At 51.8% G+C, this 12422-nt stretch carries 9 protein-coding genes; 3 read left to right on the top strand and 6 right to left on the bottom strand.

Annotation, left to right across the window (positions count from 1 at the left end; translation table 11 throughout):
• Positions 1-12 precede the first annotated feature (12 nt).
• The 3 genes from L21SP2_RS01120 to glnA all read right to left on the bottom strand — a co-directional run bounded on the left by L21SP2_RS01120 (position 13) and on the right by glnA (position 4566).
• Positions 13-711, bottom strand: a complete 699-nt coding sequence (locus tag L21SP2_RS01120; RefSeq protein ID WP_024266610.1) for a fibronectin type III domain-containing protein — start codon at positions 709-711, stop codon at positions 13-15.
• Between the two features lie 314 nt (positions 712-1025).
• Positions 1026-2315, bottom strand: a complete 1290-nt coding sequence (gene ltrA, locus L21SP2_RS01115; protein ID WP_024266609.1) for a group II intron reverse transcriptase/maturase — start codon at positions 2313-2315, stop codon at positions 1026-1028.
• A gap of 847 nt (positions 2316-3162) precedes the next feature.
• Positions 3163-4566 carry a type I glutamate--ammonia ligase gene (gene glnA, locus L21SP2_RS01105; protein WP_024266608.1) on the bottom strand — a complete coding sequence of 468 codons (1404 nt, stop codon included), beginning with the start codon at positions 4564-4566 and terminating at the stop codon, positions 3163-3165.
• 254 nt (positions 4567-4820) lie between these two features.
• Between glnA and L21SP2_RS01100 the strand changes: the two genes are divergently transcribed.
• Positions 4821-6446, top strand: coding sequence for a glucose-6-phosphate isomerase (locus L21SP2_RS01100; RefSeq protein ID WP_041400968.1), 1626 nt, complete (start codon positions 4821-4823; stop codon positions 6444-6446).
• A gap of 139 nt (positions 6447-6585) precedes the next feature.
• Here L21SP2_RS01100 and L21SP2_RS01095 read toward each other — a convergent pair whose 3' ends face one another.
• The gene (locus L21SP2_RS01095) at positions 6586-7572 is read right to left on the bottom strand and encodes an alpha/beta fold hydrolase (RefSeq protein ID WP_144082883.1); all 987 of its coding nucleotides are present in this window, start codon (positions 7570-7572) and stop codon (positions 6586-6588) included.
• 105 nt (positions 7573-7677) lie between these two features.
• Between L21SP2_RS01095 and L21SP2_RS01090 the strand changes: the two genes are divergently transcribed.
• Positions 7678-8217: a Pycsar system effector family protein gene (locus L21SP2_RS01090; RefSeq protein WP_024266604.1), complete on the top strand. Its 540-nt coding sequence runs from the start codon at positions 7678-7680 to the stop codon at positions 8215-8217.
• Positions 8218-8331: 114 nt separating this feature from the next.
• Positions 8332-9414 carry a 3-phosphoserine/phosphohydroxythreonine transaminase gene (serC, locus tag L21SP2_RS01085; RefSeq protein WP_024266603.1) on the top strand — a complete coding sequence of 361 codons (1083 nt, stop codon included), beginning with the start codon at positions 8332-8334 and terminating at the stop codon, positions 9412-9414.
• 486 nt (positions 9415-9900) lie between these two features.
• On the opposite strand, the gene L21SP2_RS01080 is transcribed toward serC, so the two are convergent.
• Together L21SP2_RS01080 and L21SP2_RS01075 are read right to left on the bottom strand one after the other, a co-directional pair.
• A complete protein-coding gene (locus L21SP2_RS01080; RefSeq protein WP_024266601.1) occupies positions 9901-10995 on the bottom strand; it encodes an arginase family protein in 1095 nt (364 codons plus the stop codon).
• A gap of 35 nt (positions 10996-11030) precedes the next feature.
• Complete coding sequence (locus tag L21SP2_RS01075) at positions 11031-12371, bottom strand: ATP-dependent 6-phosphofructokinase (protein WP_024266600.1); 1341 nt, start codon at positions 12369-12371, stop codon at positions 11031-11033.
• Positions 12372-12422 lie beyond the last annotated feature (51 nt).

Genomic DNA, 12422 nt, shown 5'->3' with positions numbered 1-12422 from the left:
AAAAATTCGCGGCTACTGTGCCGATGCCTGCAGGGCAAAATACGGCGTCTCGCCGTACTCCGGATGTTTGGCCGATACCCGGTAATAATACACCTGTTCGGCAATCACCGAATCATCACTGTAGCTGTTTCCGCTTACCTCAGCCAGCTGGGTGAAACTACCAAATTCGCCGTCTGTACCCCGGCGAATGACATAGCTTAAGTCCTCAAGATCCTGAGCTGCCCAACTCAGGGTAATTTCGCCTGATGTGCCAATATCGGGAAATACCTCCCATGGGGGCATAAACGCAGGAATTCGAATGTCATAGTCGTCGGACCAGGGGCCTTCTTCATCCAGAAAATCTGAATATCCCCGGACTCTGTATGCATATCTCTTTCCCGGTTGAAATTTGTCGGGACCGAGTTTTTCTCCGTGATCGGTAAAGCTGGTATCATTATCCTCTGTTCTGTCAAAATCCCATACCGCAGTGCTGTCCCGGTCGATCAGCTGAACATCATAATACCCTGCCCGTTTTGCTTCAGACCAGGTGATGGTTACTTGATCAAAGCTGCCGGTGTTGGTTGTAGTATCAAGATAATACTCCAGTTCATGGGTGGTAATCTGAGGTTTGGTAACCAAATCTTTGAAAATAATGCTGCAGGAAGATACAAGCAAAAGCAGGGCTGGAATAAGAAGAAAAACTGCAGAAAACATTCCTGATTTCCGGTTCATGACAATCTCCTCCGGGTACAGACTGCCGGTACAGACTCGTCTGTTGTACCCCCCTGATGCCGGTCCCTGCATTCTGGGTTGGGAGTACGTTCATCCCGCCGCAGTCATAACCCGCATTAATTATATCCTGCAATATGGCCGGTCTCAACGATTTTCGGGATGCATAGAGAATCTCAAATCGAAATTTTGAGTGACGTCTTCTTTTTTACCCGGGAGGCGGGTATCGAGTAGGGCAATAAAGGAGGAATGACCTCCTTTATTGTCCCTCTCACAGAACCGTACGTACGGACCTCGTATACGGCTCCTGTCTTCAGTTATCCAGCAAGCTGCCGGACAGAAATTGCGACCTGTACCTTGTCGAGAGAAAACAGATTCATCTCTTCAAAGTGCTTGTTTTGCAGCGCCATGGCTGCAAGCGGACTTTTAGCCGATCTCCACGAACTCATCTTGATGTGTTTGAACTCGCCTTGAAATCCCAGCTGCCGCAATCGGCGGTGCAGCCGGGAAGAGCGTTTCCAAAGTCGCAACTGAATAGCCCGCAATCGCCTGCGTACCCAGCTCATCAGCTCCCTGAATACCTTCGTACAATTTGCTATCCTGAAATAGTTAGCAAACCCGCGTAGTACTGGATTGAGTTCGTAAATTGTCGATCCCAGCGGTCTCCCGCTGTTGCGTCGGGTCAGTTTCCTGACCTTGTCCTTGAAGGCTTTCACCTTCTTTTCCTGAATCCGGGTGTGGTGACGAGAGATTACTACTCCAAGGTAGCGCACCCCCTCATACAGGTTTGTAATGTGAGTTTTCTCACGATTCACAGCCAGTCCCATTTCTTCTTCCAGAAAATGCGTTGCAGCTGCAAGCCGACGTTCCGCACCTTTTTGTGATGAAGCAAAGATGAGGATATCGTCGGCATAGCGAACTATGCGATACCCTCGTGCCATGCTCCACTGGTCAAAGAAGTCGAGGTAGATGTTCGCGAGAAGCGGACTAATCACCCCGCCCTGGGGACTCCCTTCTTCAGTGTTCTCTTCACCAGCATCCGTCATCACACCACTTTCAAGAAAGAGGCGTATGAGATTCAAGATGCTTCCATCGGCAACTCGTTTTCGTACTTGAGTCAGTAAAAAGTCATGCTTCAGTGTGTCAAAACACTTCGACAAGTCCATATCCACTACCCATTCCAATTCATACCTGCGCATGAACGTAGATGCCTTCTCAATTGCCTGATGTGCGCTTCTGCCCGGTCGGTATCCGTAACTGGACGGATGAAAGTCCGGGTCAAATATTGGGTTTAGAATGTCCAGTAAGGCTTGCTGGACTACCCGGTCGCGAACCGAAGGTATCCCGAGTTTCCTTACTCCTCCCCCGTCTTTGGGTATTTCCACCCTCAAGACTGGAAGCGGTCGGTAGCTCTTGTCCTTCAATTCCTTCACAAGTACATCGAGTTGCTCCGCCAGACGGTCGGCAAAGGCTTTGACGCTCACTCCGTCTACTCCGGGGGCTCCGTTCGCTGCCTTCACCTTCCTGAAAGCGGCCTCCAGCCGTGGTCTCTCGAGCATCCTGCCGTAGAGGCTGTACCAGATTTTACGATTTCCTTGTGTCTGCATCTTCTTTCGTTTGAAACCTCGGCGGTGAAACTCCTGCTCATTCTCTCCTCTGCAGCTGTCTCTTAGCCATTTTCCGGCAATATTCAGCTGGTCAAAAAGATACTCAGGTCAACGGTATTCTGGCTCAGCTTCCTGGTTCCCCAGTCGGCCGTGGCCACATACTCTGCTCACTTTCCAGCAACTTTCTGTTTAGGCTTCACGCTCCTTCGGTTGCATAGGCGAGCAGGCAGCGTAGCTGCCGACCAGCCTTTTCATCGAAACAAGATTTACTAAAAACTTCGTCCCTTCGCATCCGCATCCGGCTTTTGGCCTGAATGCAGTCCTCGTCACCGGGGACGAGGTCATTCCGGTTTTCTCCTCCACACCATTACTGGCTTTCACTGGCCGGAACTTACTCACTACTACGGACTCATCTGCCACCTGCTGAAACTTCGATCTGACTTGCATTTCTGCTTGTCGTTCCCTACCCTTTGCTGGGATTTCAACAGGTTTCCCCAGATACTGTGCGCAGTCCCTGTAAACAACGCCATCCTCAAACACACTACAGGTCTGTTCAGGTTTCGGGCTTCGCGCTATTTTGCACGCTTACCACCCCTGTTGTGCCGTATCAGGTTCGCTTTCGCTATGTGCTGTTCACTTCCTATTGCTTCCTTCAGACCCAACCGTTGCCAGCTGCGCCCTTGCAATTCGGATTGTCTTCCTCCTGAACGAGGCGACACCGGTATCTTCCAACCGGTCGGGTATGCCTGCGCTTCGCTGGGCATACAAAAAAAGGGCACCGGCGAATAGTGCCGGTGCCCGAGAGGAGAATGGCGGCGGGGATGAGATCCCCGCCCGATGAAGAATCTTACACGTCGTAGTACAGTTCAAACTCAACCGGAGTGGGCTGAAGTTTCTGTATTTCCACCTCTTCCTGGAGGCGGTAATCGGTGTATGCCTTGATGAAGGCTTCATCAAACACATCACCGGCTGTAAGCCAGTCTTTATCTGCAAGCATTTCCTTGATTGCCTCTTCCTGAGTTGCACAGGTGGAGGGAATCGCATCCGCTTCTTCCGCAGGCAGATCGTAGATGTTCTTATCCAGTGCGGAGCCGGGATCAATTTTGTTTTTAATACCGTCGATCATGGCCATGGTCATTGCTGCGAAGGCAAGATAGGGCGAACCGGAAGCGTCACCGCAGCGGAACTCGAAGCGCCGGGCCTTATCGCCGGTCACATAAGGAATCCGCACCGCAGCTGAACGGTTGGTGGCAGAATACGCCAGCTTAACCGGCGCTTCGTAGCCGGGTACCAGACGACGGTAACTGTTTCCCGTGGGGTTGGTGAATGCCTGAATGGAGCGGCCGTGTTTCAGAAGCCCGCCGATTGCATAGAGAGCGGTCTCGCTGAGGTTTGCGTATCCGTCGCCGGCAAAAGTATTCTTACCGTCCTTCCAGATGGAAGCATGAACGTGCATTCCTGAGCCGTTGTCTCCGAACATGGGTTTGGGCATGAAGGTTGCAGTTTTTCCGTACTGGTATGCGGTGTTTTTCACGGCATACTTGTACTTGTGAACCATGTCGCCTGCGCTGATAATATCACCGAATTTCACTCCGATCTCACCCTGGGCGGTTGCTACCTCATGGTGGTGAAGGAATACGGTAATTCCCATATCTTCCATGTGATTCACAATATCACTTCTCAGATCCATGAGAGTATCCTGGGGCGTAGCGGGAAAATATCCCATCTTGTGGCGCACTTTATGACCCAGGTTCACCCCTTCATTACCTGAAGTCCAGGGACCTTCGCCGGTTTCCACTTCGAAGAAGCTGACATTGGAAGAGTTTTCAATCCGAACCGAATCAAATATGAAAAACTCGGGTTCAGGACCGAAGAACACCTCATCACCGATACCCAGGCTCTTCATGTACTCAACCGCACGGTGAGCAATATTCCGGGGAGCACGCTCATAGCGTTCACCGGTCCGGGGTTCGTAGATATCGCCAAAGAGTACAAGAGTTTTGCGCTCACGAAAGGGGTCTACGAACGCTGATTCCAGGTCCGGTTTAAACACCATATCGGACTTATCGATGCTCTTCCATGCACGAATGCTGGAACCGTCAAAAGGAATACCTTCGGTGAGCTGATCCTCATCCATATTTTTCGCAACGAAGGTAGTATGCTGAAGCATACCGAACATATCACCGAACTGAAGATCCAGATATTCGATGCCTTCCTTTTGAATCATGTCAAGAATTGCTTTCGCTGACATAAAAACTCCTTTTGTGTAGCCTTCGGCTTTTTTTAATACAATTTTGTAGTAAATATAGCCAAGGCCTTCATGAATGTAAAGAGCAATCCGAAGGGATTTACAAAAAAATACGAAAAAACGGCATAAATATTCTCCATATTCCGTTTTTTATACACCCGGGGGTGCAACGGCGATTAGCACTGGTAAAAATCCCCGGTTTTGAATATTCTGAAGCCCATAGTGATCCCCTCCGGGATTTCAACGAGGAGATAATAATGTCTGAAGTACAATTCCGAAATTTTGATGAAACCAAAGCATACAAAGCTCTGCAGAAATTGCAGGCCCCTTCACTATCTGCGGTCCTGGACGGTAAGCGGGTAACTTCCTGCAACTCATCCTATGAGCTGGGAAAACAGGAAACCCTTCACTACAACTACGCGGCCAAGCAGGTGGACAATCAGATCCTCTCGGTACTGCAGGAGCTGAGTGATGAGCAGCAGCTGATCGATAAATTCCGACTGATTGCATCGGGCGAATACATGAACAGCGGTGAAAACCGGCGGGTACTTCATCACCTCACCCGAGGACAGCTTGCAGGAAGCGTGAGCCATGAAGGCAGGGATCTGGGGGCGTTCTATAATGAACAGAACAGCCGGATAGCCGACTTCGCTGAGGAAGTACATGCCGGCCGGATCACCGCAGAGAACGGTAAGCCTTTTTCAACGGTTGTGCAGGTGGGTATCGGAGGATCAGACCTGGGGCCCAGGGCAATGTATCTCGCCCTGAAAAACCATGTGAACTCCAGTGAGGGTTCCGGGGAGGCATTCCGCGGCCGGGGAGAAAAACTGAATGCCCGTTTCATTTCCAATGTTGACCCCGACGATGCAGCAGATATCCTCAGAGAGATTGATCCCTCCACCACCCTCTTCATCCTGGTCTCCAAAAGCGGTACAACCCAGGAAACCCTTACCAATGAAGCGCTGGTGCTGGACCGGCTGAAGCACGCGGGGGTGAAGCAGCCCAGAAAGCAGATCATCTGTGTAACCAGCGAGACCAGCCCGCTGGCCAAAAGCAGTGAATATCTGGATTCCTTTTTTATTGATGATTTTATCGGAGGACGCTACAGTTCCACCAGCGCAGTGGGAGGTGCGGTACTCAGTCTGGCCTTCGGCGCGGATGTATTCAGAGAATTTCTGGACGGAGCCCACGCCGCAGATGCTGCCGCGATGGAAGCGGGTATTCTGAAAAACCCGGCATTACTGGATGCCCTCATCGGTATTTGGGAGCGGAATTTTCAGGGCTTCCCTTCAACTGCAGTACTTCCCTACAGCCAGGCCATGAGCCGCTTCCCCGCCCACCTTCAGCAGATGGATATGGAGAGCAACGGGAAACACGTAAACCGTGACGGGGAACAGCTGGGGTACCTTACCGGGCCGGTTATTTTCGGAGAACCCGGCACCAACGGCCAGCACAGCTTCTACCAGCTGCTTCACCAGGGCACGGACATCATTCCCCTGCAGTTCATCGGCTTTCTCAACAGCCAGGACGGTCTGGATGTGAACTGGGAAGGCTCCACAAGCCAGCAGAAGCTGAACGCAAATCTGGCGGCCCAGATTATCGCCTTCGCCAAGGGCAAGAAGGATGACAACCCCAATAAAACATTTCAGGGTGAACGCCCTTCAAGTCTGCTCTACAGCAAATCACTCACCCCCCGAGTTCTTGGCGCCCTTCTGGCCCATTTTGAAAACAAGGTAATGTTCCAGGGACTTGTGTGGAATCTGAACAGCTTCGATCAGGAAGGGGTTCAGCTGGGGAAAGTACTTACCAAGCAGGTGTTGGGAGACGGCGAGCTGGATCCTGCTCTCCAGGAATTCAGCGCACTCCTGGGGGTACGCAGCTGAATTGAATGAATGCTGATATGCGGCGGCGGGGCGAAAGCCCTGCCGCTTTTTTTTATCCCCGCCGGTCCATTTTTCCCCGCCGATTCAAGGGGAGCGGCGGTGTCCGGGCCTGTGAGCCGGCCGGTTCAGCGCCGCCGGTTCAGTGTTCGTTCAGCCAGTCAAGGAGATCATCGTAGACCCGGGCCTTCATGGCATCGTGAAGAAGTTCATGTCTTCCCTGAGGGTAGATCTTCACCCGTACGTCCTGCCAATCAAGACGGCGGAAGAAATCTGCGAGTCTCAGCACGCTCCTGCCGAAGGAGCTTACCGGATCATGGTCCCCTGCGATCATCATGAGAGGGATGCTCTTCCCGGTGAGGGCTTTTTTGTATGCCTTGCTGTAGAGATAGATGTTGCCCTCTGCAAGGGTCTTGTAGAAGCCCAAGCGCATGAGGGTACCGCAAAGCGGATCGGCGATATATGAATCCACTTCGTCGGGTACGCTGCTGATCCAGTCCTGCTCGGTGCGCACCGAGGAGAATTTCCGGGATTTTGAATAGGGACCGAAGGCCAGATCATGTATCTTGGGACTGATATGTGCATCTCCGTTCTTCTTTATGGCAGAGTTCACGATGATCCTCCCGGCCTTGGCACGCAGCCCTCCGTTGCCCGGGGTGCCGCTGAGGATCATTCCCCGGATTTTTCCAAGCTGTCCCGGCGGCAGCAGCGAAAGGGCGGAACGGGCGATCATGGATCCCATGCTGTGTGAAAACACAAAAATCTTGAGCCCCGAATACCGGGCGCTTATGTAATCCACCACCTGGGCGAAATCATCAAGATACAGATACCACCCCTCTTCACCGGGCATATACCCGAAATCGGGAGTTTCCTGAATTGCACGGGTAATGGCACGGGAGTCCCCCGCATGTTTGCTGCTCAGCGCGGAGTAGCCGTGGGCTCTCAGGTCGTATCCCACAACATGATACCCGTGATGGGCCAGAAAAAGAGCGAAGTTCCCGTACCGTCCCGAATGCTCCAGCGCACCGTGAACCAGCAGAATAATGCCCCTGGCTTCGCCCTTGGCATGCCAAATCCGGGCAAAGGCCATGGATCCCTTAACGGGTATATGTATTTGTTCCTCACGCATACAGCCAGAATAAACCTGTCCGGCCGGCCTGTCCAGAAATTGGCCGAAATTGGACACAACCGCGCCATCCCGGCTATGATGAAGGTATTCCGAGGAGTAGTATCCATGAAGGCATTTACCGAAAAGCTCACGGTGCTGTTGCGCATCCTGGACACAGAACAGCAAAATCTCCAGCGCTCAGATTCAAAAGCCACAGCACTGTTATCCACCCTGGGGGTATTCATGGTGTTTTTTATCGTTCACTTCGATAAGGTGTCGGCGAATGTCGCCAGCCTGGTGCTGGTGTTCTTCTACTTCATTGCCGCCGTCCTCACAATCTTCTCCCTGCTCATGGTTATTCGACCCAAACTGGTAAAGGTCCCCCGGGAGCCAAAAGAAGAAGAGCGGGGGTTTCAGATCAATCCCACGTTTTTCGGCGGTATCTCCCGTTTCAGAACCCCCGGCAATTATGCACGCTATCTTGCAGATCTGGCGGAGGATGATCATGCGGTGTATACCATGTTCAGCAAACAGTTGTATGCTATCTCAAAGATCAACATGCGGAAAACCAAATGGCTTTCCAGAGGAATGCTGTTTTTTATCACCGCCATCACTCTGGAGCTGTTATCCATTATTTCCGTATATCTTGATTTTACGTTAAGCTGATTTGAAGTGCACTTCCCGAGGTGTATTGCAGTGGAATACCCATTCGTATACTATAAATAATTATCGATTTCCGGCGAATTTTGCCGGACAAAGGAAAACACAAGGAGACCACACATGGCACGAAAGTATAATTTCTACGCCGGACCTTCCACCCTGCCTTTTGAGGTGTTGAAGGAGCTTGAAAAGGATCTGGTTGATTATCAGGGCAGCGGTCTTTCTTTGGTGGAAACAAGTCACCGAAGCAAAGAATATGATGAGGTGCATTTTTCCGTTATCAACGGCATTAAATCCCTGCTCGATGTACCCGACGATTATGAGGTTCTCCTTCTGGGAGGCGGTGCAACCCTTCAGTTTTCAATGATTCCCCAGAATCTGCTGGGAGATAAATCTTCGGTGGATTTCGTTGTAAGCGGTACCTGGGCGAAAAAAGCGCTGGCGGATGCCAAGCTCTACGCTGAGGCCAATGTTCTCTGGGACGGGAAAGACGGAGCTTATACCAGTCTGCCTTCTCCTGCGGATTTGAAACCCAATGCGGAAAGCGCATATCTCCATATCACCAGCAATGAGACTATCAACGGTGTTCAGTGGAAGGATTTTCCCGAAAGTGATATTCCAGTTGTTGCGGATATGTCGTCAGATATTCTCTCCCGCCCCCTCCCTGTGGACCGTTTCGGACTGATCTATGCAGGTGCACAGAAAAACCTTGCCCCGGCCGGCGTTACCATGGTGATTATCCGGAAAGATATGATCAACCGGGCACCCGAAAAACTGGGAGCATACCTGAAATATAAAACCCACGCAGATAAAGACAGCCTGTACAACACCCCTCCGGTGTTCCCCATCTGGGCAATGAGCAAGGTTCTGAAATGGATCGAAGGAAAAGGCGGTCTTGAAGGAATTCAGGAATTGAACAGCCGGAAGGCTTCACTGCTGTACGGAGTGATTGATAATACCGACGGATTCTATAACTGCCCGGTGGATAAAGATGTGCGCAGCCACATGAATGTTGTGTTCACATTAAAGAATGAAGAGCTGCAGGATGAGTTCCTCAAAGGAGCTTCCCAGAGGGATATGCTCGGACTGAAGGGTCACCGCTCTGTGGGCGGATGCCGGGCGTCCATCTATAATGCAATGCCTCTGGAAGGTGTGCAGGCTCTTGCGGATTATATGAAAGAATTTGCAAAAAAGAACGGTTAAGCATTGACCCCGGGCCCGGGCGGTATTAGAATTTTGTTAGTTGATGTAGATCAGCACGGATTCCAAGTTCCGGAACGGCGGGAAATTGTCGCCCGTCCGGAAGCTTAGCTGCATATAGTACGGGAGGATTCATATGAATAATCCACCTAAACATGCAGGGGATGAATTGAGGTGAAACTCGAATACCGCCTCAATTCAATATCCCCCGGGCAACGAAGCCCAAACATTCGATTCCATGTCTATGACATTGGTACAAAACATCCCGGGGTGTAGTACCCCCGATGGATAAGGCCGGCAGTGAGTGCCGGCCCTTTTTTTGCCCGTTTCCCCGCCGGGTGCTGAAAGGGCCCCAGGTGCTGAAAGGGCCAAGAAAAAAGGGCCGGGGAAGCGGAGTGAGCCGAATTGGATTGCCGGGTCGGGGCCAGGCAAACCCGCCGTATTCAGTATTCCCGCCCTGAGCGGCCGAATCCGGCGATCCGGTACTCCCTAGCGCTCCCGGGCCTGCAATTCGCTGAGAAAATCGTAATACACCTTCCATGAATTGTTCCCGTAGTTTCCGGCCTGAACGTATGCTGCGGGGATATTCCGCTCCATGAGAAAACCGTGCACCAGACGGTTGCGTTCAAGCATGGTGCTGCGGCTCAGCTTCAGAAGCTGGGTGGATGGCAGCTCATCCTCCTCAAAGGGGTCGGCTCCCGCCACCACGAAGGCAAGTTCCGGGGTTTTCCGGCCCCAGCGTTTCAGACTCATGGCTTCCATATCTTCCAGCCCTTTCCGAAGCAGGGGAAGGTACTGATCCTGGGCGTGGGTGAATACGGGAATATCAAGAGCGGCGGGGATCCAGGCGGGATCCGCATCATACCCCGGTGGTATGCGTTTCAGATCCAGAGGCCAGCCCTGGGCCATATGAATGCTCAGATCTATAACAGATCGGTCTTCCTGTTCATTCATCCTCTGTACAAGCTCTGCGGTTCCGTCGCCCTTATGGGCATCGATATCAATAATCCAGGTAAGAGGTGCATCCCCCGGGGAAGAAAGCATCTCACGTGCGGCAAGCATATCATTATAAAAACAGAATCCCGAACCGAAGCTGTAGTGAGCATGGTGAAATCCTCCGCCGAAATAAAAGGCGGAACCCTTTTCCAGTGCCAGACGGGCGGCTTTGGCACTGCCGCCCCCCCGTCTCAGGATAACCGCAAAAAGTTCTTCCAGGTTTTTCCCAGCGGAATCGGGAGAATACCGGTTATAGTTTCCATCTTCGTCGACCAGCTCGAAGGTGCGGATAATTTCCTTTTCAAGGTTTGTTCCGCCGTCCAAGAGCCGGCCGATATACGCCGGATCGTGCACTGCCGACAACTCCCGTGTTCCCGGCGGCGGGTCCAGCTCAGTATGATACCAGGAAGGTAAAGAAGCCATGCGCCGATTTTCTCCGGCCTTTTCTCCGGCTTTATTTTCGGCGGACTTCCGGTAATCTTCAGTGAGCAGCTCGGTGGTTTTCCGTGCATTATTAAATGAGATGGGTATATCTATACCGTAATCGGAAATATCAAGAGTATCCGACGGATCGTAAATTATTTGCATATAGGCTCTCCGTACCCGCCTGCATGAACCGGGTGTTATTTTTTCGGATTGGTCATCTGGATCGGCATGCTGGTGGAGTCGATAACATCCCTCCACAGACTGCCCTCGGGATCCACGTAATTTCTGGTTCTGGTTGCCAATTCTATTGGAACATGTACATAGTGGTTGTTCAACAGACTGATAAGGGTCTTGGTTTTCCCCGCCATTGCCGCATGCACTGCATTGGTGCCCAGACGGGAGCAGTAGAGACTGTCCGTGGGAATGGCCACGGAACTCCGGATGATATAGCTGGGGTCGATATACTTCAGGTTCACCGGATATCCGATGGAATCAAAATGCTCCACAATCCGCCGCTTCAGATATAGCCCGATATCCCCCAATACTTTATTGCCCGAAGCATCGGTGCGGGCATCGGCTGCAAGATGTTCCTGTCCGGCCCCTTCGGCCACCACGATAACCGCATGGTTTCTCCGTTCCAACCGCTTTTTCAGCTGTTCAAAAAGACCGTCGGCACCTTCAAGATCGAAGGGAACTTCGGGGATGAGTACAAAATTCACATCGTGACTTGCCATGGCGGTATGGGCGGCGATAAACCCGCTGTCCCGGCCCATCAGCTTCACAAGTCCCACACCATTTATGGCGGAGTGGGCTTCCTGGTGGGCTGCAAATACCGATTCGGTGGCCCGTACAACCGCCGTTTCAAACCCGAAACTCCGTTCGATAAAGCTGAGATCGTTGTCTATCGTTTTCGGTATGCCCACCACTGCGATTTTCAGTTTTCTCCGTTCGATTTCCTCTGCAATGGCAAGAGCCCCTTTCTGGGTTCCGTCTCCGCCTATTGTGAACAGCATGTTGAGGTTCAATCGCTCAATGGCATCCACAATCTCATCGGTGCGGTCCCCGCCGCCCCGTGAACTTCCCAGAATGCTACCGCCGATGCGGTGAATATCATCCACCACATCAGGATTCAGATCCATGAGCGAATCTTCCACCGCCCCCAGCAGACCGTTATACCCGAACTTGATGCCCGTAATCCGCCTGACTCCGTAGCGGTACCACAGAGTGCGTACCGCAGAGCGGATGACATCGTTCAGCCCCGGACACAGCCCTCCGCAGGTGATGATGCCGGCGCGCACATGATCAGGATTGAAATAGATCTTTTCCCTTGGTCCTGCCTTCTGAATGGTGCCGTAATCCTCATAGGCACAGCCGGGAGAATCCTCATCCACCTGAATATGGTAGAGAATTTTCTCGTCATCACTCACATAGTTTGCTATAGTATCTCCAAACACCTTGGAAAGAAGAATCGGGGACTTTACCTTTCCCAGCCCCAGGGTTGGAATGGTAAAATCGTACTTTTCTCTATTTTCAGACATGCGCCGCACCTTCTTGAAATGGGAATACCCGTTAGAGACGTCACGGGACAT

The organism is Salinispira pacifica (assembly GCF_000507245.1).
GTDB classification, from domain to species: domain Bacteria; phylum Spirochaetota; class Spirochaetia; order DSM-27196; family Salinispiraceae; genus Salinispira; species Salinispira pacifica.
The sequence above is the reverse complement of the archived record's forward strand: the minus strand, read 5'-3'. Positions and strand labels throughout refer to the sequence as shown.

Excerpts from the sequence above, each read along its gene's own strand:
- L21SP2_RS01120 (WP_024266610.1), bottom strand. The coding sequence starts at position 711 with ATGAACCGGAAATCAGGAATGTTTTCTGCAGTTTTTCTTCTTATTCCA.
- ltrA (WP_024266609.1), bottom strand. The coding sequence starts at position 2,315 with ATGCAGACACAAGGAAATCGTAAAATCTGGTACAGCCTCTACGGCAGG.
- glnA (WP_024266608.1), bottom strand. The coding sequence starts at position 4,566 with ATGTCAGCGAAAGCAATTCTTGACATGATTCAAAAGGAAGGCATCGAA.
- L21SP2_RS01100 (WP_041400968.1), top strand. The coding sequence starts at position 4,821 with ATGTCTGAAGTACAATTCCGAAATTTTGATGAAACCAAAGCATACAAA.
- L21SP2_RS01095 (WP_144082883.1), bottom strand. The coding sequence starts at position 7,572 with ATGCGTGAGGAACAAATACATATACCCGTTAAGGGATCCATGGCCTTT.
- L21SP2_RS01090 (WP_024266604.1), top strand. The coding sequence starts at position 7,678 with ATGAAGGCATTTACCGAAAAGCTCACGGTGCTGTTGCGCATCCTGGAC.
- serC (WP_024266603.1), top strand. The coding sequence starts at position 8,332 with ATGGCACGAAAGTATAATTTCTACGCCGGACCTTCCACCCTGCCTTTT.
- L21SP2_RS01080 (WP_024266601.1), bottom strand. The coding sequence starts at position 10,995 with ATGCAAATAATTTACGATCCGTCGGATACTCTTGATATTTCCGATTAC.
- L21SP2_RS01075 (WP_024266600.1), bottom strand. The coding sequence starts at position 12,371 with ATGTCTGAAAATAGAGAAAAGTACGATTTTACCATTCCAACCCTGGGG.